The following is a 17,929-nucleotide window of genomic DNA, read 5'->3' on the forward strand; positions in this document are numbered from 1 at the left end:
GGTGTTGAAGCAATACTGACATACTGACAGGTACAGGGGCGGCACGTTGTGTCGCCCTGCTTTTTTTGATTAGCGGCCCATCCCATGCACTCCAAGATACTGATCCTCGACTTCGGCTCCCAGGTCACCCAACTGATCGCGCGACGCGTGCGCGAAGCGGGCGTCTTCTCGGAAATTTTTCCGTATGACGTCAGCGATGATTTCGTTCGCAACTACGGCGCGGCTGGCGTGATCCTGTCGGGCGGGCCCAGTTCGGTCACCGAAGGCGACACGCCGCGCGTGCCGCAGGCCGTGTTCGAGCTCGGCGTGCCGGTGCTCGGCATCTGCTACGGCATGCAGGCGATGGCCGAGCAACTGGGCGGCAAGGTCGAGAATGGCAAGCTGCGCGAATTCGGCTACGCCGAGGTGCGCGCCCGCGGGCATACCGCGCTGCTCAAGGACATCAACGACTTCGTGACGGACGAAGGGCACGGCATGCTGAAAGTCTGGATGAGCCATGGCGACAAGGTGATCGACATGCCGCCCGGCTTCAAGCTGATGGCGTCCACGCCGAGCTGCCCGATCGCCGGCATGGCCGACGAAGCGCGCCGGATGTATGCAGTCCAGTTCCATCCGGAAGTCACGCACACGCAGCAGGGCAAGGCGATCCTGAACCGTTTCGTGCATGACATCTGCGGCTGCCGTTCCGACTGGAACATGCCGGATTACATCACCGAAGCGGTGGACGCGATCCGCAAGCAGGTCGGCGCTGACGAAGTGATCCTCGGCCTGTCCGGCGGCGTCGACAGCAGCGTGGCTGCGGCGCTGATCCACCGCGCCATCGGCGACCAGCTGACCTGCGTATTCGTCGACCATGGCCTGCTGCGCCTGAACGAAGGCGAGATGGTGATGAACATGTTCGGCAAGAACCTTGGCGTGCGCGTGATCCACGTCGACGCCACCGAACAATTCATGGGCCAGCTGGCTGGCGTCACCGATCCCGAGGCCAAGCGCAAGATCATCGGCCGTGAATTCGTGGAAGTATTCCAGGTCGAGGCTGGCAAGCGCGCGAACGCACGCTGGCTGGCGCAGGGCACGATCTACCCGGACGTGATCGAAAGCGCAGGGAAGGGCAAGAAGGGCACGCATACCATCAAGAGCCACCACAACGTTGGCGGCTTGCCGGATACGCTGAACCTGAAGCTGCTGGAGCCGCTGCGTGAACTGTTCAAGGACGAGGTGCGCGAGCTGGGCGTGGCGCTCGGGCTGCCGCACGACATGGTCTACCGGCATCCGTTCCCGGGCCCCGGCCTGGGCGTGCGCATACTTGGCGAAGTGAAGAAGGAATTCGCCGACATGCTGCGCGAGGCGGACGCGATCTTCATCGAAGAACTGCGCAACACCCCGATACCGCTGCCGCAGGAACTGGCAGAGGGCGGGGTGGTCGGCCATTTCCACAAGAACTGGTACGACGCCACCAGCCAGGCCTTTGCCGTGTTCCTGCCGGTACGTTCGGTTGGCGTGATGGGTGACGGCCGTACCTACGAATACGTGGTCGCGCTGCGCGCGGTACAGACCCAGGACTTCATGACCGCACACTGGGCGCACCTGCCGCATGAACTGCTGGGCAAGGTGTCGAACCGCATCATCAACGAAGTGCGCGGGATCAACCGGGTGGTGTACGACATTTCAGGGAAGCCGCCGGCCACGATTGAGTGGGAGTGATTTGATGTCTGGCAACTGCTGGCACTGATAGGTAGTAAACCACACCTAAGCCCGTGATTTAACGGGCTTTGTTGTTATTTCGTCTGGCACTGCCTGGCAACGACTAGCACGGTTAAGCAATGTTTTTTCATGGCATTCTTAATGGAATGATCTCGCAACGATGCCACGATCGGCGGTCGATACCATGCGATGGTGCTGGGTGCTGCCATGGTATCTGTTTTGTGTAAAGGTTTTAAATTCAAGGCCTTAACTGCAAATTTGACGTGCTTTTCGATCTTGGTATTTCTAGCCCTTTGCTGAACAGATACCATGCTGACCGATACCAAACTTCGCAACCTCAAGCCACAAGACAAGCTCTACAAGGTGAACAACCGGGATGGTCTGTATGTCGCTGTCACAAAAGCTGGCTCGATCTCGTTCCGCTACAACTATTCAATCAACGGCCGCCAGGAAACGCTTACGTTTGGGCGCTATGGCGTCGGCGGCATTACATTGGCTGCGGCGCGCGAGCAACTGGGCGAGGCAAAGAAGATGATCGCGGCCGGGAAATCGCCGGCGAAAGAGAAGGCGCGGGACAAGGCCCGCGTCAAGGACGCCGAGACATTCGACGCATGGGCGGAAAAGTGGCTCCGCGGCTATCAGATGGCCGCCTCCACGCGAGACATGCGCAAGGCCGTCTACGAGCGCGAATTGAAGCCCAAGTTTGGCAATCAGAAGCTGGCCGAGATCACGCACGAGGACCTGCGGGCGTTAACTGACGCCATTGTGGAACGCGGCGCGCCGGCAACTGCGGTTCACTCCCGTGAGGTGATCCTACAGGTCTATCGATGGGCCATTGAGCGTGGCCAGAAGGTCGAGAATCCTGCCGAATTGGTGCGGCCTACCACGATCGCCAAATTCGAGCCTCGGGACCGCGCATTGACGCCTGGATTGGGCGGACATGATTGATGAATGGGCGCTTAGGCGACAAAGGCTTGCGGCGTGATGCTGGGGCGCACTGCGTGAGCGCCCGACAATTTGCGTGCTTCAATCCATTCTTCTATCTCGGCTAGATCCCATGCAACGTTTCTACTTGTGAGTGCGATGCGGCGAGGGAATTCACCTCGCTGCTCCAAGTTGAAAATGGTGCGATCAGAAAGCGGTATCATCGCAAGCTGAGCGAGGCGTATCATCGGATGGAGGGATGGCTCCCGCGGACAATCAAGTAGGGACTTAGCGCTTCATCATGACGATGATATTTTCAAGCCTGCGCAGCAGGTCGTCATAGGTCATTATGTCGAGCATGTTGGCGTATTTGCGCCGGATGATTTCAAAGTCAAAGCGCTGTTCGGCGTTGAAATCGTAATCGCGCCCGAGCAAAATCAGCGCCTTGGGATTCGTGATCTTCAGCTCCATCCCATCTGGAAGCTCGCTCTTGCGCTTCCTGTGGATCTCCTTCTCGCCAGCGGAGCCCCATTTGCTTAAGTGGAAGAGGTACTTTTCGGCCTGCATAATAGTGCCGGCTAATTCGTTCCTCGGTGTGTGGTTATTCCGGTATTTGTTGCGAGAAAGTAGTGCATTCGGAAAGGGCTTCTTGACCTCGATTATGTCGATGCTGCCGTTGGCATCGACTAACATTAGATCGATGTAACGATCACTTACGCCGTCTGGATTTGAATAAAAATCTTTGACGTGGACGTTTTCGAGTACTGCGATGTACTTTGGGAAAATAAACATTAGCAAGCCAAGAATCTTTTTCTGCCAGTCTTTTTCGATGTAGCCCTCCACGGTGGCAAGCATGGTTTTCAGCTCGGCGTGGATGTATTCAAACTTTTGCAGCTCAAAGGTCGCAAGCAGACCTTTCCTGGAATTAGCGGTAAGTTTTTTCTTGCTTTCTAGATAGCGGTTCAGTCGCTCGTCGGCGTCCGACAGCGTGCCAAAATAGTCCCTGAGTATTCGTGCAATACGGGACCTGGCGTAATGGGTCAGCTCGGTGGTTGTCGGGAAGTTTTTCAGCAGTTGCTCGAAATCGGCCAGCGGAAGTGCATTTGCTTCATTGCCGCCAACGATAATAGGTTCAGCGATCAGCTCGTCGATCCTGCGGAAAACAGAGATGTCTCGCTCGGCGATGAACGTTCTCGGCTCAAGCTTCATGACACTGTCAAGCCTCAGGTCGTGCTTGAGGCCAAGAGTTTCCCTACTGATCTCGTAGTATCCGGCCTCCAAAACACCCAGCACGAAGATTCGGTCACTGTCATCATCAGGATCAGCATCAGAGTCAGCGTCTGTTTGTTCAATTTGCGAAACAAGATCAGCGCTGGTGAACGTGAACGTTCGGCGTAAGGTGACACTGTCGCCTGCTTCAAGTTTCTCGTCCAGCCAACGGGCGTCCCCGAAGCGATCAGGCTGATATTTCAACAGCAAGCGCCCGTTTTCCTTAGATATCTTAATCACCGTCTGTCCCCTCAATTCCGGCCATTCTTTCAGGTTGGGCAGTATGTAGCAGCCAATACGACCGCGTTGTTATCACTGGTCAGCTTCCACGTTAAATAGTGCGCCGGCACTGCTCCCGACATTCATTCCGGGAGCGCGTTGAATAGTTACTCGTTATGAAGGAGGAGAAGCGCCGATGAACGGCGCTCCTTTCGCAACTAGATGATTACTTTGTCTTGCTGCTTTTTTGCAGAGCCTTCAACTGATCCTGAAGTACGGTCAGTCGAACGGTCTTATGCAAGCCTACCCAATGCTGGCGATTTTTTCCAAGCATATCGGGGTTGCGGCCAATATCTTTGGTCGCACGATATGTCTCTGCAACCAGCTCAGGGCCAAGGTCCTTCCAAGCTTTAAGGACTCCCTTGAAACCACCACGCCAAATCGCGTCGCCAGTCTTCTCGTCAATGGCAACGTAGTTGCGGAATGCGCCCAAGATCGGGAATGCCGCGCCTTTGGTCAGCCGGTAGGCGGCGCCAGGAAGTGGTGCGAAGGGGAACTCGAAAACACCTTTCTTGACCGGAGCTCTCTCAACGATATTTAGCTTACCTGCAGAGCCGCCGGCTTCATTATGAATTTCCGGAAAATCGTGGCGGATGTGATCCCAGAGCTTGAGTGCGTCCGCAAGGAGATTTCTAAGACGGTAGTATTTGCTCTTTGATAGGTCGTCGCGGCTAGCTTCGTGATCTGCAGCGAAACGATCAAGGACCAGAGAAGACTTCTCGTACGCTGAAATCGGATGCTTCGGCTCATCATTGTCGAAGTCGAAAATATTAATCAACTCCAGAACACCAATGAGGTCGCGAACATCGTACTCGGCCACATCGCTTTCCTTCCAAGATAACTGATCGCAGTAAGTCTCGGAGGATATGGTGTCTTTCAGCCAGTCAAATACACCATCAATGTTGTAGATTGATTTTGGCGCAACCTGTAGGCTTGTATTGAGACCGCGTGCAATGTCAGTAATCATCCGGCCGGAAATATTCGTACGAATGTACACCTCGACATGCTGCTCGGGTGGAATTGAGCCGGACGAGTTAGCATCTGCAATAATTCTTGCCGTGTGCGCTCCATCCACAATCCCGCCTTCTTCATCATCTATGACGATTTCATACTCGCCACGGGTCTTGCTGATGAGGCGCACTTCTTCCGCGAGAATTGTAATTCCCTTGTTCATCAGATCAAAAGTGCCAAGTTCTGCTGATGACAAGCCCAGCAATGATTCCTTCACGTCGCGGTACACGCGGCGATTCAAGCCAACGGGGTCACGGGCATTTACGGCTGTGCTTATTCCGGAAGGAAAATTTTTTGCGGGAACAGTGAGCCAGTATTTGGCGACACCATCAATGACAGGGTGGGTGATTTTGCGCGCTTCATGCGCGACGATACGGTGGACGGATTGTCCCATTTGACTTCCTTTCAATGCTCACGATGGAGCTTGGTTAAAATTGTCGTGCTGCACGATGGCGGACGACGGCTGTGGTCACGATGAACCACTGCTGGGAAGGCTACTCTTGGGAAAGTTTCCTGTCAACAGGATGACTGCTGGTAAAATTTTGTGGCGTTCCGCCCGAGCTGTACCATGAGAATGGTGTTTTTCATGGTATTGGCGCGCTGATGTGTAGTAACCTATTGAATTAGAACATGATTTTGGTGCAAAACATAAGAGTGGGAGTGACTGGCAAAGACCAGGAGACGGGGCTCGCTCAACGTGACATGGCTGGTCTATGCAATGTCAGCCTGCCATTCGTGAATCAGGTGGAGCAGGGGAAACCGACGGCCCAAATCGGCAAGGTGCTGCAGGTGTGCCGGCGACGCGGGATTGAAGTGGTATTTCACCTGCCTGAAAAGCCTGATGGCGTAGGGGACAAAACCCGGCTAGGGGAGCCCTGCGGAGATAAGCCCTCCCGATCTCAGCAATTAGTGCGGAGAAAAGCTGGTCACCACATGTAGCACGTGAGTGCTACCATGACGGTTAATCTCTCGCCGGAGTGCCTGCCATGACGACCACGACCATTCGCCTCCCCGAGGACCTGAAGGCCCGGGTGACTGCTGCTGCGAAACGCTCCGGAACAACTGCTCATGGATTCATTCTCGAAGCCATCGCCGAAAAGACTCGACAGGCTGAACTCAGGGCGGATTTTGATACTGTTGCTGAAGATCGTTACGCCAACATCGTGTCCTCCGGGAAAGCCATTCCCTGGGCTGAGATGCGCAAGTATCTCGAAGCGCGTGTCGCTGGAAAACCTGCCAAGCGTCCCGTAGCCCGAAAACTGGCACGCTGAGGTGGCCAGGATCGAACTGGCACCCGAAGTTGCCGAGGACTTTGATCGCATCCTTGATCACTTGGCGACCTGTCAGGTTGAGAATCCCGATCACCGCATTGGCGAAATTATTACCGCTCTGGATGTCCTGGAGCACAACCCCCTCATCGGTCGTCCGGTGGCGAATGGCAAATCGGCGCTCGTCATTGGGCGACGTACCAGCGGCTATCTTGCGGTCTATCGGTATGTACCGGAAATGGACATTGTCTTTGTACTGGCGATCCGCAGCCAGCGTGAAGCGGGGTACGCCGAGAGAGCGGAGGTGGGCTAGGAAATGAACGTGGCATGAGTCGCACTAGCCATACCCTGCGCCTGGTCCTCGGCGATCAGCTCAATCCCGAGCATTCATGGTTTCAATCCGTGGATCCGGAAGTGGTTCATGTGCTCATGGAGGTGCGGCAGGAAACCGACTATGTGCTGCACCATGCACAAAAAATCCTGGCCATCTTTGCCGCCATGCGCGACTTTGCCCGCCATCTGCGCGAAGCGGGACACCGGGTGCGGTACGTGGCGCTGGACGATCCGAGCAACCGGCAATCCATCACGGAAAATCTGGATGCGCTGATGCAGCACTACGAGGCTCGGCGCCTGGAGTGGCAGTCTCCGGACGAATGGCGGCTCGATACCCTGCTGCGCACCTGGGCTGAGCAGCAGCAATTTACGACGGTGGAAGTCGGCAGCGAGCATTTCCTGACTGCTCGAAACGAGTTGGCCGAGCTGTTTGCAGGCCGCAAACAGTGGCTGATGGAGCATTTCTATCGCCACATGCGCCGTCGCTTCGTGCTGCTGCTGGACGCGCAGGGCAAGCCGGAAGGCGGGCAATGGAACTTCGACCACGACAACCGCAAGCCTTGGCCGGGTACGCCATCTGAGCCGGTCGATGCGCGTCCAGTGCACGACCATCGCGCCCTGTGGGCCATGCTGCAGCGCTGTGGCGTGAGAAGCTTTGGTGATCCGCAGGCCGAATCCATGCGCTGGCCCTTGAATCGCAGCGAGGCGCTGGTTTGCCTGGACACCTTCATCCAAACCACGCTGCCGCACTTTGGCGATTTTGAAGACGCCATGAGCAGCAAGAGCCAGCGCCTGTTTCACTCGCTGCTGTCGTTCGCGCTGAACGTGAAAATGCTCCACCCGCTTGAAGTGGTGCGGCGTGCCGAAGCGGCCTACCGTAGCGGTGATGCGCCTTTGGCGGCGGTGGAGGGTTTCATTCGCCAGATTGCGGGTTGGCGCGAGTATGTGCGCGGCATCTATTGGGCGCACATGCCCGGGTACGACGAGCGCAATGCGCTTGGTCACCACCTGCCATTGCCGCACTGGTTCTGGAGTGGCGACACACGGATGCGCTGCATGCAGCATGCGATTGGCCAGTCACTGCAAACTGCGCATGCCCACCACATTCAGCGCCTGATGGTGATCGGCAATTTTGCCCTGCTAGCCGGATTGGACCCAAAGGCACTGCACGGCTGGTACCTCGGGGTATACATCGACGCCTTCGAGTGGGTGGAGCTTCCCAACACCCTGGGCATGAGCCAATGGGCTGATGGCGGCCTCATTGCCACCAAGCCCTATGTCAGCAGTGGTGCGTACATCAGCCGCATGAGTGATTACTGTCAGGGCTGCACCTACGACCACAAGCAAAAACTCGGCGAAGGAGCGTGCCCCTTCAATGCCTTGTACTGGGATTTTTTCGACCGCCATGAGCCGATTTTGGGCGGCAACACTCGCCTGGGGATGGTGTATCGGCAGCTGCAAAAAATGCAGGGGTCGCAGCTTGACGCCCTGCGGGCGCAAGCAGCAGACATCCGTGCGCGTATTGAAAAGCTTTGAATGCCTGGAGGGCGAGTCGGACGATGCACTCGCATCCTCTGGGCTATCGCGCCTTGTCTCGGCTCCTCCGCTGTCATCGGTGCTGCCATCGGCAGCCAACTGAACCCGGTTTTACTGGGGATGATTTCCCTCTCCGCTATGCGAGGTCCTGGCGCATGCCAGACCATTCGAAGTTGCCGTGCTCGTGGCACGGACCTGCCTGGATTGCTCAGCTAATCGTTCACGGCTTTCATGTGCTGGCTGGTTTCATTATCATGGCACAGCTGCCTTGTTGGCCAGGGCTTCGACTTCACTGCAAGCCTGCATCAGTTGATCGAAGCTCAGAGCGTCACCGAGCATGACTTGGTCGGCACGCATGTTTGCGTAGTCGTCGGCCAATGCGATGCGCGCGTCGCCCGTGCGAAAAGCAGGCTTCAGCCACGGGCCGCTTCCTCACCGATCGCGCGTGCCATCCAGGATGGCAATGCCGCACGTGAGGATGCCAATGCACGCCATTCAGATGGAGGCAGAGTCCGGCGCAAGGTCGCCAACGACTCGTCAGCATGTATCGGCCCCATCCGGGCGAGGGCGCGCACTGCTGGGCCAGCCGGGCCGGTGCCCAATGCCAGCATCCATCGTGGTACGTGCTTCACCAGCACTTCAGAGCGGCCAATTTTCAGTTTCCGGGTGCGCCCCGAAGTCAGGTACACCTCGCGGATAGGCACCTGCTGGGTTAGCCCTAGCGCATTGGCAGCGAGTGCGCCGTGCTCGGCAACCACTTCGCCACTTTGCGCAGCAAGGGATTCCACGACTTTTCCTGGCGCGGGCGGGCGCGTGCCGAACCGGCTGGATATTGGCGTGACATAAGTTCCGCGCCCCACACGCAACAGCTTGCCTTCCTTGGTCATCCTGGAAAAAGCTTGATCGATGGCGGCCCGGCTGCCCAGATGCAGGAATTCCTTGGGCGAAAGCACGCCGCCCTCGGGCAGGGATTGAGCGTACAGCAGGATGGTCTCGGGCAGCGTGTTCATAAGGGCCCTTTGAATAGTCAGTGTCTTATGCCTGTTTCTGACATTTATCCGGGAGGATTCGGTACCGGGAGAGCATCTCGGAAGGGCTTGAGAGCGCGTCTGCAGCTTTCATTGGCCTTCTGGCCGGACGAAATCTTGGCAAGCAACTGGTACGCCTTGTTCCCGCGGATCCGCTCAGTGAGAATTCAGCAGCAGCCAAATAAACCGCGGTTGAAGTTACATTTCAGTGATTTCGGCACGGCTTTGTTCTGATGTCGACCCCATGCCGCCGTTCTGCACAAACGCCTCGAACTCCTGGACTGGAAGCGGTCGGCTGTACAGATAGCCCTGGTAGGTGTGGCAGCCCAGGCGGGCGAGGGCGTCACGCTGCGCTGCCGTTCCTACGCCTTCGGCAATCACTGTCAGCTCCATGCTGTCAGCCAGTGCAATTACCATCCTGGCAATGGCGGCGTCGTTCCGGTCGACCAGGATATCGCGCACGAATCCCTGGTCGATCTTGAGTTGATCCAGCGGCAGGCGCTTGAGGTAAGCGAGCGAGGAATAACCGGTACCAAAATCATCCAGCGAAAAGCCGACACCCCTGGCCTTCAGGGCGCGCATCTTGGCGCTGACGATGTCAATATCGGTGACCAGCATGCTCTCGGTCAGCTCCAGTTTGAGGCGATGCGGGTTGGCGCCGCTACGCTCCAGCGCGGACGTTACCTGATGGACGAAATCATCCTGGTGGAACTGGCGCGAACTGACGTTGACCGACAATGTCAGGTTTGCCATCGTTGAGTCGTTTCTCCAGCGGGCAAGCTGTTTGCAAGCGGCCTCCAGTACCCATTGCCCCAGCGGCAGGATCAGGCCAGTCTCCTCCGCGAGCGGGATGAAATCTGCTGGCGAAACCAGCCCGAAACGGGGATGCTGCCAACGCACCAGTACCTCGGCGCCAAGGATGATTTCCTTGTCAGTCACCTGGGCCTGATAGTTCAGGAACAATTGATTCTCTGCGATGGATTCACGCAGCGCTGTCTCCAGATCTGCCCTGGCAGTGACGGCGTCCTGCATCGCCGGATCAAAAAAGAAAATGTTGCCTCTGCCTGCGGCCTTCGCTCGGTACATGGCCAGTTCAGCGCGCTTCAACGGCTCCGTGGCGCTTTCAAATTGGCCGTCCAGCAGGGCAATGCCGATGGAAGAAGTGCCCTGGTAGGTCGAGCCTTGCGAAACTTGCGAGCCTCCCAAGTCATAGGGCTGGTTGAGCGCGGCGTGAATCATTTCGCTCACCAGCTTGGCCTGGGTGGCTGCTTCCTGCATCCTGGGGCCCAGATTTTCCATCAGCACGACAAAGTCGTCACCGCCAATACGGGCCACGGTGTCACCCTTGCGGATGCAATTGCTGATCCGGCTGGCAACCTGCTTCAGCAAAAGGTCTCCCTGCTCATGACCTCTCGATTCGTTCAGCGTCTTGAAATCATCCAGATCAACGAAAGCCAGCGCGCCAAAGTGATCTGGAAGAGCCTTGCCGAGCAGCACCTGCGTGAGCCGGTCCATGAAAAGCCGCCGGTTGGGAAGCGTGGTCAATGGGTCAAAATACGCCAGGCTGTGGATCTGGGCTTCTGCACGCTTGCGCGCAGTAATGTCCCGGTTGACTGACAACACGCACTGCTTGCCATTCAGGGTGATGACCTGCGCTGACATGAGCGTCGTCACTATCTTGCCGTCCCTGGTGACGAAGTCGGCCTCGAGATTCTCGACTGTGCCATCACGCTTCAAGGTGTAAATCACCTTATCCCTGTCTGCTATGTGGCGCCAGCCTTTGATGTCCGCCGCCCGCTTGCCGATGACCTCGTTCCTGGTCCAGCCAACCAGTCGGGTAAATCCATTATTGACTTCCAGATAACGCCCCGTCTCAAGCTCGGTGATGACGATGGCATCCGGACTGGTCTGGAATGCAGTGTGAAAGAGTTCCTCGCTGGCCCGCAACTTCACCTCTGCTTGCAAGCGTGCGTCCAACATTTCATTGAGCTGGGTCGCGATCTGGCGCATCTCCCTCGAACCGGTCGGATTCACGCGAGCATGGACATCTCCACGGCGAATGGCGCTCATGACATTGAAGATGTCTTTTATTTGCCTGGCAAAACGTCGTGCCAGCGCGATCGTGGACATGACTATCAGGAGCAGGATGGCCAAGATGTAAGCAATTCGCTCAAGCGCCAGGCGAACGGCCGGCGAGATTACGGCAGCTTCATCCAGGGAAACAAAAATTATCCAGTCCGAGAGCGCTACCGGAGCGAAAGAGTAGAGCCGTTTATTTCCCTGGTGATCGCTGGAGCGGAGCGTGCCTAGCTTGTCCCTCACCATGATCTTCACCCCTTCAGCGTCAGACTTGACGCCCACGCGCGCGGCAGCGTCGACCGAACGGGCGATGATGACGCCTTCGCCGTTGGCAATGCCGATGACTGTATTGGGCGGTAGCTTTGCTTCCGGAAGCAAAGGCGCGTAATTAACCAGGTCTACCGAAACGGCCACAACACCGGCGAATTTACCGGTCTCGTTCAGGATCGGGTAGGCCAGGGTCGACACCCAGCGTCCGGAAAGGAATCCCTTCGCCGGCTTGCCTACAGTAAATTCGTGCGTGCGAGCGACTTCATCGAAATAGTATTTCGGGTCAGGCCTGTTTGGCGCCTTTGGATCGATGGGATTTGCAGAGCAGACCAGTTTTCCGCTCGCATTCAGCGTGAGCACGTTGGCGTATGCGGGTTGCCTTTCCTTCAATGCGGCAAGCTCCGGGTCGCAGCCTGCCGGATCCAGTGCTTTCACCCTTGGATGTCGTGCAAGCTCGGCCAGGATGATCCTGGACTGCGCCAGGAATTGCTCGGTGTGCGCCGCTGATGCGATACGGATTGAACTTGCGTCCCGGTAGGCATCGCTGATCGCGCGTTCGTACTGCCGGTAGGACTCCAGTGACGCCAAGGCTATTAAAGCGAACAGGGGGAGGGCAACAACCCCAAGCAGGGCTGTGAGAACGCTGACCCCCTTGCCAGGTGGGCCGACCGCGCGTTCTGCGATCACCGGGGACGCATCAGGCGCTACTCCGAGGGGGGATTGCTCGATTGACAAATATTTCCCGATTACTTGGGCAACGGTAATGCCGTGTCCCGGCTCTCAGGGTAATAAAAGTCGGGGTGATTGCCGGCGTCTGCGAACCATGGCGAAGCATGAATCCAATGTGTGGATCGTAGAGAATTCGCAATCTCTTGTCACGCCATAAATGACTGAAGACAACAAGATCCGGCCATGCTGGCGATTGCGGCACTTGTTCGGCGCATTGCCGGGCTTGGCTCCGCTCCGGCACATCGGGGGAAAAGGGAGCCTCGCCCTCAGTTGCAGTTGCCGGCAGGAAGCTGACTGGCAATCTTTTTTAGCGCCAGATCAGTCCTTTAATTTGCTGCCATCCACATCCAGGACCACGATCTTGATGGGAATGCCTTGCCCCACGCTTTGGGTGACGGTGCAATAGGTCTCAAAAGTACTGAGCACCCGGTCCAGATACTGGAGTTGGCCGCTCGCCACACCGATTTGCAGGGTCGCCGTCATCTGCAGCACGCGCAGGCGTCCTTCCGCGTTGCGGCCCACTTCTGCCTGGACTTCGCAACGCAGTGGATCGGGGTTTTGTTTGAACTTACGCAAAGCGAAAAGCAGCGAATCGCTCAGGCAATTTCCCACCGCTGCGCACAGCAGGTGCACTGGCGACGGACCCGCCCCCTGGCCCAGTGGCGGCGGTTCATCCGCCAGCAAGCGCGGTATGGGCGCGCCAAAGTCGACCTCGAATTGGTAGTCGTGTTGCTGGATCAGGCTGACGGTAACGGAAGAATTGCTCATGTCGTAGCTCCATCCTTGGTTGGGGGACTTGGATTTACAGCGCGTTCAGCGGAATTTTGATATAGCTCAGGCCATTGGCTTCGGGCGGCGGCATTTCGCCGGCCCGGATGTTCACTTGTACCGAAGGCAAGATCAACACAGGCATTGCCAGCAGGGCATCGCGCTTGGTCCGCAATGCTACAAAGTCCTCTTCGCTCACGCCATCGTGGATATGGATGTTCCTCGCGCGTTGCTCGGCCACAGTGGTTTCCCATTGCGCCTGGCGCTCGGCTGGCGGGTAGTCGTGGCACATGAAGAGCCGTGTTTCAGGCGGAAGGCTCAGTAACTTGCGCATGGAGCGGTAGAGCGTTTGGGCATTGCCACCGGGGAAGTCGCAGCGGGCCGTACCCACGTCGGGCATGAAAAACGTGTCACCCACGAAGACGGCGTCATCCACCTGGTATGCCATGCAGGCAGGGGTATGGCCCGGCACCGACATGGCCTGTGCTGTCAACTGGCCGATGGCAAAGACCTCGCCGTCCTGGAACAGGTGGTCGAACTGCTTGCCATCCGGGTGGAACTCGGGCTCCAGATTGAAGATGCCCTTGAACACGTTTTGCACTTGGGTGATGTTTCCACCGATCGCAATTTTTCCGCCCAACGCACGGCGCAAGTAGGGGGCTGCAGAAAGATGATCCGCGTGTGCATGCGTTTCAAGGATCCAGTCCACAGTGAGGCCCTGTTCCTTGACGAACTGGATGAGCTGGTCGGCAGAAGTGGTTTTGGTGCGGCCGGACTTGGCGTCGTAATCGAGCACGGAGTCAACCAGGGCGCAGTGTCCACCGGGGGCGTCGAACACGACATAGGACACGGTCCATGTGGCTGGATCGAAGAAAGCTTGCACTTGTGGCTTCATGGCGAACCCCTTGGTAACGTTTAATGAGTATATATTCTATTGACAGACAAAGTATCTGTCAATAGAATGTAGGTTATTGAAGTGTTGAAGGGATTCTCTTTATGGGCGAATTACTTGAAGCCAATATGGATGTGGGCCAGATGCGCCGCGCGGCCGACGGGGCCTGCAAGCTGATGAAGGTGCTGTCCAACCCCGACCGCCTGTTGCTCTTGTGCCAGTTGAGCCAGGGCGAGAAGCGGGTGGGCGAGCTGGAAGAGTTGGTTGGTGTGGTTCAGCCAACCCTGTCGCAGCAGTTGGGTGTGTTGCGGGAAGAGGGTTTGGTCACAACCCGTCGCGAAGGAAAACACATTTATTACCAGATCGACAGCCCGGCCACCCTGGCGGTGATGGGCGTGCTATTTAAACATTTTTGCGAAACTAAGGAGTGCAACTGATGACGATCGATTGGGCAAATTTCACCCCCTGGGCGGCTTTGGCGGGCGGGATTCTTCTGGGACTGGCTTCGGCCATGTTCGTCTTGTTGAATGGCCGCATCCTGGGGATAAGCGGAATTCTGGGTGGGCTGTTGCGCCCCAGGACGCGTGATGTAGTCTGGCGCTTGTCCTTCTTGCTGGGAATGCTGGTCGCACCGTTGCTGTACCAGGCAGTCATGGGGCCGACCCAACCCCGAATTGATGCCAGCTGGGGCATGGTGATACTGGCAGGTCTGCTGGTCGGTGTTGGCACCCGGTACGGTTCTGGTTGCACCAGCGGTCATGGCGTCTGCGGCCTGTCGCGCCTGTCGCCACGTTCGCTGGTCGCCACACTGTCCTTCATGGCGGCGGGCTTTGTAGCTGTCTTCATCATTCGCCACGCGCTGGCCTGATCCCACCCGTCTACAGGAGTTGAGCATGAAAAACCGTTTAACCGAATTTCTCGTGGGCCTGGTGTTTGGCATCGGCCTGATCATTTCCGGAATGACCGACCCCGGCAAGGTGTTGGGTTTCCTGGACCTGGCTGGTAACTGGGACCCGTCGCTGGCCTTTGTGATGGGCGGCGGCATCATGGTGGGTCTGGTGGCATTCATGGTGGCCAAGAAGCGCACCACCAGCTTCCTGGGCGGAGCAATGCAGCTGCCGACCGCGAGTCAGATCGATCGTCGTCTGGTGGTGGGTAGCCTGATTTTTGGTGCGGGTTGGGGTGTCGCCGGTTTCTGTCCGGGACCTGCCATCGTGTCTGCCGGTGCGGGGCAGCCGAAGGCGATCGTGTTCGTGATTGCGATGATCGCCGGCATGGCCATTTATGAATTGCTGGAGGCGCGCCGCGTCAAAGGAGTAGCGTGACATGTCGGTTCAAGTCAAACAGGTGAGCGCGTCGTTTGCGGTTTGCCCGCAGTTGGGTCCCGATGACATGTCCTGGGTGGCCTCCCAGGGCTTCAGGACGGTCATCAACAACCGGCCTGATGGCGAGGGTGGGGCAGTGCAACCTGATAGTGAGGAGATGCAGCGTGCCGCACTGTCCCAGGGCCTGCACTATGTGTATCTGCCAGTCGTCAGTGGCGCGATCACCCAGGAGCAGGCAGCGGCCATGGCTCAGGCGCTGAAAAGTGCTCCGGGTCCCGTGCTGGCCTTCTGCCGCTCTGGTGCGCGATCGACACAGCTGTTCAGCATGGCCCAAGCCTTCACCTGATGGTACTCCCCACGACACGACCGAAAGAGTGTCATGAGGCTAGTTCCGACTGGTTGCGCAAGCACTGGCAGTCCTGACAGTCCTTTGCATTGATCATGAAAAAAGGCCCTTGTTCAAGGGCCTTTTTTCTTTGCTTCCAGCGAGCATCAGCACGCAGCGGTTCACCCTGCTGCGGCCCCGCTGCTTGGCTTGGTCCAAGCGTGACATGACCGGCCACCGGGTTTTCTCTGCGATTGTCAAAGCGCTCCCGATGCCAGATTTAGATCCGCCCGACCGGAGCGCTTGCCCGCATTCCGGCGCCGATTCAGGTCAGACCGATACCCGCATCCGGTCCGATGCGACGAAGAATTTGCGGGCATGCGCCAGCAACTGGCCGTCCGTCGGATGATCCGATGACTCGACCGAAACCACTTTCTCGGCAACCACATGGTGGTTTTTTTGCATGTGCTTGAGCAGCGCCAGCTTTTCCAGGCCTGGGCCGACGATCAGGATCGCTTCCGAGTCTTTCACGCCATTCACGACCGCGTCCAGGTAGGTCCGGTCCTCGGCTGCGTGGCCGCTGCCGCCGCTACCGCTTGCCTTCACATGCAGATGCGGCTTGCCGGACGCATTGATATGAGTCACTTCCGAGGTTTCGCGGTTGAAATGAATGATGTGGGCTTCGCTGTGGTCGAGCCAGACGACGACGTGTTGTGTTTGCATTTTTTATTTCCTTTGAGGGGTTTTGATTGTCTTTGGTCTAGGCGCGGCGCGCCTGTCGCTGTTCGAACTTCTGCTGGCAGGCCACGCAAGTCATCGCTTCCGGTTGCGCTGCCAGCCTTTGCGCGGGTATCGCCTGGCCGCAGTCGTGGCAGACGCCGAACTGGCCGGAATGCAGGCTTTGCAAGGCGGCGTCGATCTTTTTCAGGGATTCGACTTCATGCTGGATCAGTGCGAGGTCTTGCAGGTTTTCATTGCTTGCCTCGGCCCAGTCTCCTGTTTCTTCGAGATGGTTGACCAACGCAAGTTGGTCATGCTCTCCATCGGCGTGCAGCCGCCGGCGAAGGTCGTCGATTAGCAGTTTGCGCCGGATCTGCAGCGCGGAAATGATGCTCTTCGTGTCTGGAATTTCCATTAACCTTTTTCCCTGGATGAAATCAGCGTTCCTGTTCAGGGTAAGGATTGGCGTCCGGAATTTGTTTGATTCAGATCAAGTTTGTCTGGATGGAACAATTGAAGCGGGGAAAGCGGGCAAGAAAGTGCGGCCATGCGCTGCTTCCAGTTAGCAGGCCGCTTGTGCCTGGATAGCGGAAAGCGCGCAAGCAGTTATCGGTGCAGCCTGTGCGCGGGCCGAGATCTGGCCCCAAGAAAGGAAGATCAGCGCAAGTATCAGATATTTTCTCAGTGTTGGTCTCATGTTGTCTCATGTTGTCTCATGGCGGCTCATGGAAGGAATCTGGCGGTGAGTAGCGCCGCCAGCCTTCCAGTTCCCGCAACACGCCGCCAATGCAAACTCAGTTGGAAGCCGCCTGGCTGTAATCAGCGGCCAACTGGCGCAGGGCTTGCTCGAACACGTCGACCGGCTGGCCGCCCTGGATCAGGTGACGGTCGTTCACGATCACCGATGGCACCGAGTTGATGCCGAGGCCAAGGTACAGGCGTTCGCGCTCGCGCACTTCCTGCGCATGTTCGTCCGATGCCAGGATCGCCCTTGCGCGGTTCTCGTCGAGGCCGGCCTCGCGGGCCACGCTGGCCAGCACCTCGTGGCTAGACGGATCGCGGCCGTCGGTGAAATAGGCCTTGAGCAGGCCCTGCTTCAAGGCTGCCTGCCGCCCCTCACTTTCTGCCCAGTGCAGCAAGCGGTGGGCGTCGAAGGTGTTATAGACGCGGGTGCGGCGATCGAGGTTGAAGCGGAAGCCCACTTCTGCACCACGCTCGGCAATCACCTTCTGGTTGGCCTGCATCTGTTCTTCGCTGGCGCCGTACTTCTGCGTCAGGTGCTCCATCGTGTCCTGGCCCTCGGGAGCCATGTCCGGATTCAGTTCGAACGGCTGGAAATGCAGTTCGGCCTGCACTTCGCCATCCAGGCGTTCAAGCGCTCGTTGCAGCGCGTTGAGTCCCACTGCGCACCATGGGCAGGCAACGTCGGATACGAAATCGATCTTGAGAGTAACGGTCATTGGGCTTCC

General features: G+C 57.6%; 18 protein-coding genes and 1 pseudogene. 9 read left to right on the forward strand and 10 right to left on the reverse strand.

Features of this window, described 5'->3' with window-relative positions:
* Window positions 1-84 precede the first annotated feature (84 nt).
* Window positions 85-1,704, forward strand: a complete 1,620-nt coding sequence (gene guaA / locus FVE66_RS06480) for a glutamine-hydrolyzing GMP synthase (protein WP_151446600.1) — start codon at window positions 85-87, stop codon at window positions 1,702-1,704.
* A 309-nt stretch (window positions 1,705-2,013) separates the two neighbouring features.
* Window positions 2,014-2,631: pseudogene (locus FVE66_RS06485) on the forward strand (tyrosine-type recombinase/integrase); the annotation flags it as partial.
* 32 nt (window positions 2,632-2,663) lie between these two features.
* On the opposite strand, the gene FVE66_RS06490 reads toward FVE66_RS06485, so the two are convergent.
* The 3 genes from FVE66_RS06490 to FVE66_RS06500 form a co-directional block, all read right to left on the reverse strand.
* Complete coding sequence (locus FVE66_RS06490) at window positions 2,664-2,876, reverse strand: helix-turn-helix transcriptional regulator (protein WP_151446601.1); 213 nt, start codon at window positions 2,874-2,876, stop codon at window positions 2,664-2,666.
* Window positions 2,877-2,916: 40 nt separating this feature from the next.
* The gene (locus FVE66_RS06495; RefSeq protein ID WP_206668718.1) at window positions 2,917-4,107 is read right to left on the reverse strand and encodes a Shedu immune nuclease family protein; all 1,191 of its coding nucleotides are present in this window, start codon (window positions 4,105-4,107) and stop codon (window positions 2,917-2,919) included.
* Window positions 4,108-4,342: 235 nt separating this feature from the next.
* A complete protein-coding gene (locus FVE66_RS06500) occupies window positions 4,343-5,581 on the reverse strand; it encodes an AIPR family protein (protein WP_151446603.1) in 1,239 nt (412 codons plus the stop codon).
* A gap of 592 nt (window positions 5,582-6,173) precedes the next feature.
* On the opposite strand from FVE66_RS06500, the gene FVE66_RS06510 reads away from it, so the two are divergent.
* The 3 genes from FVE66_RS06510 to FVE66_RS06520 are packed head-to-tail and all read left to right on the forward strand — an operon-like array spanning window position 6,174 to window position 8,324.
* Window positions 6,174-6,458, forward strand: a complete 285-nt coding sequence (locus FVE66_RS06510) for a CopG family transcriptional regulator (RefSeq protein ID WP_151446604.1) — start codon at window positions 6,174-6,176, stop codon at window positions 6,456-6,458.
* Between the two features lies 1 nt (window position 6,459).
* The gene (locus tag FVE66_RS06515) at window positions 6,460-6,768 is read left to right on the forward strand and encodes a type II toxin-antitoxin system RelE/ParE family toxin (RefSeq protein WP_151446605.1); all 309 of its coding nucleotides are present in this window, start codon (window positions 6,460-6,462) and stop codon (window positions 6,766-6,768) included.
* A gap of 14 nt (window positions 6,769-6,782) precedes the next feature.
* Window positions 6,783-8,324, forward strand: coding sequence for a cryptochrome/photolyase family protein (locus FVE66_RS06520; protein ID WP_151446606.1), 1,542 nt, complete (start codon window positions 6,783-6,785; stop codon window positions 8,322-8,324).
* A gap of 413 nt (window positions 8,325-8,737) precedes the next feature.
* On the opposite strand, the gene FVE66_RS06525 is transcribed toward FVE66_RS06520, so the two are convergent.
* The 4 genes from FVE66_RS06525 to FVE66_RS06540 all read right to left on the reverse strand — a co-directional run bounded on the left by FVE66_RS06525 (window position 8,738) and on the right by FVE66_RS06540 (window position 14,093).
* The gene (locus tag FVE66_RS06525) at window positions 8,738-9,334 is read right to left on the reverse strand and encodes a DUF6088 family protein (RefSeq protein ID WP_151446607.1); all 597 of its coding nucleotides are present in this window, start codon (window positions 9,332-9,334) and stop codon (window positions 8,738-8,740) included.
* A gap of 216 nt (window positions 9,335-9,550) precedes the next feature.
* Window positions 9,551-12,289 (reverse strand): EAL domain-containing protein, encoded by a 2,739-nt coding sequence (locus tag FVE66_RS06530; protein WP_206668719.1) that lies wholly within the window; start codon window positions 12,287-12,289, stop codon window positions 9,551-9,553.
* A 459-nt stretch (window positions 12,290-12,748) separates the two neighbouring features.
* The gene (locus tag FVE66_RS06535; RefSeq protein ID WP_151446609.1) at window positions 12,749-13,198 is read right to left on the reverse strand and encodes an OsmC family protein; all 450 of its coding nucleotides are present in this window, start codon (window positions 13,196-13,198) and stop codon (window positions 12,749-12,751) included.
* A gap of 34 nt (window positions 13,199-13,232) precedes the next feature.
* Window positions 13,233-14,093 carry an MBL fold metallo-hydrolase gene (locus FVE66_RS06540; protein ID WP_151446610.1) on the reverse strand — a complete coding sequence of 287 codons (861 nt, stop codon included), beginning with the start codon at window positions 14,091-14,093 and terminating at the stop codon, window positions 13,233-13,235.
* 101 nt (window positions 14,094-14,194) lie between these two features.
* Between FVE66_RS06540 and FVE66_RS06545 the strand changes: the two genes are divergently transcribed.
* From FVE66_RS06545 to FVE66_RS06560, 4 genes are read left to right on the forward strand one after another with little or no spacing between them, the layout of a single operon-like run.
* Window positions 14,195-14,527 carry an ArsR/SmtB family transcription factor gene (locus FVE66_RS06545; RefSeq protein ID WP_151446611.1) on the forward strand — a complete coding sequence of 111 codons (333 nt, stop codon included), beginning with the start codon at window positions 14,195-14,197 and terminating at the stop codon, window positions 14,525-14,527.
* Window positions 14,527-14,958 carry a YeeE/YedE family protein gene (locus FVE66_RS06550; protein ID WP_151446612.1) on the forward strand — a complete coding sequence of 144 codons (432 nt, stop codon included), beginning with the start codon at window positions 14,527-14,529 and terminating at the stop codon, window positions 14,956-14,958. Before FVE66_RS06545 ends, FVE66_RS06550 begins: the two co-directional genes overlap by 1 nt.
* A 25-nt stretch (window positions 14,959-14,983) precedes the next feature.
* Window positions 14,984-15,415 (forward strand): YeeE/YedE family protein, encoded by a 432-nt coding sequence (locus FVE66_RS06555; RefSeq protein WP_151446613.1) that lies wholly within the window; start codon window positions 14,984-14,986, stop codon window positions 15,413-15,415.
* 1 nt (window position 15,416) lies between these two features.
* The gene (locus FVE66_RS06560) at window positions 15,417-15,761 is read left to right on the forward strand and encodes a protein tyrosine phosphatase family protein (protein WP_151446614.1); all 345 of its coding nucleotides are present in this window, start codon (window positions 15,417-15,419) and stop codon (window positions 15,759-15,761) included.
* A 309-nt stretch (window positions 15,762-16,070) separates the two neighbouring features.
* Here the strand turns inward: FVE66_RS06560 and FVE66_RS06565 are convergent, their stop codons facing one another.
* The 3 genes from FVE66_RS06565 to FVE66_RS06575 all read right to left on the reverse strand — a co-directional run bounded on the left by FVE66_RS06565 (window position 16,071) and on the right by FVE66_RS06575 (window position 17,920).
* Entirely contained in the window at window positions 16,071-16,463 is a 393-nt protein-coding gene (locus FVE66_RS06565; protein ID WP_151446615.1) for a translational machinery protein, read from the reverse strand.
* 37 nt (window positions 16,464-16,500) lie between these two features.
* Window positions 16,501-16,875 carry a TraR/DksA family transcriptional regulator gene (locus tag FVE66_RS06570; protein WP_151446616.1) on the reverse strand — a complete coding sequence of 125 codons (375 nt, stop codon included), beginning with the start codon at window positions 16,873-16,875 and terminating at the stop codon, window positions 16,501-16,503.
* Between the two features lie 379 nt (window positions 16,876-17,254).
* Window positions 17,255-17,920, reverse strand: coding sequence for a DsbA family oxidoreductase (locus FVE66_RS06575; protein WP_151446617.1), 666 nt, complete (start codon window positions 17,918-17,920; stop codon window positions 17,255-17,257).
* Window positions 17,921-17,929: the final 9 nt, after the last annotated feature.

It is taken from the genome of Lacisediminimonas profundi, assembly GCF_008831265.1.
GTDB lineage: Bacteria > Pseudomonadota > Gammaproteobacteria > Burkholderiales > Burkholderiaceae_D > Lacisediminimonas > Lacisediminimonas profundi.

What these genes read in the sequence shown, in the direction of transcription:
- guaA (WP_151446600.1), top strand. Translation starts at nt 85, where the DNA reads ATGCACTCCAAGATACTGATCCTCGACTTCGGCTCCCAGGTCACCCAA.
- FVE66_RS06490 (WP_151446601.1), bottom strand. Translation starts at nt 2,876, where the DNA reads ATGATACGCCTCGCTCAGCTTGCGATGATACCGCTTTCTGATCGCACC.
- FVE66_RS06500 (WP_151446603.1), bottom strand. Translation starts at nt 5,581, where the DNA reads ATGGGACAATCCGTCCACCGTATCGTCGCGCATGAAGCGCGCAAAATC.
- FVE66_RS06510 (WP_151446604.1), top strand. Translation starts at nt 6,174, where the DNA reads ATGACGACCACGACCATTCGCCTCCCCGAGGACCTGAAGGCCCGGGTG.
- FVE66_RS06520 (WP_151446606.1), top strand. Translation starts at nt 6,783, where the DNA reads ATGAGTCGCACTAGCCATACCCTGCGCCTGGTCCTCGGCGATCAGCTC.
- FVE66_RS06525 (WP_151446607.1), bottom strand. Translation starts at nt 9,334, where the DNA reads ATGAACACGCTGCCCGAGACCATCCTGCTGTACGCTCAATCCCTGCCC.
- FVE66_RS06535 (WP_151446609.1), bottom strand. Translation starts at nt 13,198, where the DNA reads ATGAGCAATTCTTCCGTTACCGTCAGCCTGATCCAGCAACACGACTAC.
- FVE66_RS06540 (WP_151446610.1), bottom strand. Translation starts at nt 14,093, where the DNA reads ATGAAGCCACAAGTGCAAGCTTTCTTCGATCCAGCCACATGGACCGTG.
- FVE66_RS06545 (WP_151446611.1), top strand. Translation starts at nt 14,195, where the DNA reads ATGGGCGAATTACTTGAAGCCAATATGGATGTGGGCCAGATGCGCCGC.
- FVE66_RS06550 (WP_151446612.1), top strand. Translation starts at nt 14,527, where the DNA reads ATGACGATCGATTGGGCAAATTTCACCCCCTGGGCGGCTTTGGCGGGC.
- FVE66_RS06555 (WP_151446613.1), top strand. Translation starts at nt 14,984, where the DNA reads ATGAAAAACCGTTTAACCGAATTTCTCGTGGGCCTGGTGTTTGGCATC.
- FVE66_RS06560 (WP_151446614.1), top strand. Translation starts at nt 15,417, where the DNA reads ATGTCGGTTCAAGTCAAACAGGTGAGCGCGTCGTTTGCGGTTTGCCCG.
- FVE66_RS06565 (WP_151446615.1), bottom strand. Translation starts at nt 16,463, where the DNA reads ATGCAAACACAACACGTCGTCGTCTGGCTCGACCACAGCGAAGCCCAC.
- FVE66_RS06570 (WP_151446616.1), bottom strand. Translation starts at nt 16,875, where the DNA reads ATGGAAATTCCAGACACGAAGAGCATCATTTCCGCGCTGCAGATCCGG.
- FVE66_RS06575 (WP_151446617.1), bottom strand. Translation starts at nt 17,920, where the DNA reads ATGACCGTTACTCTCAAGATCGATTTCGTATCCGACGTTGCCTGCCCA.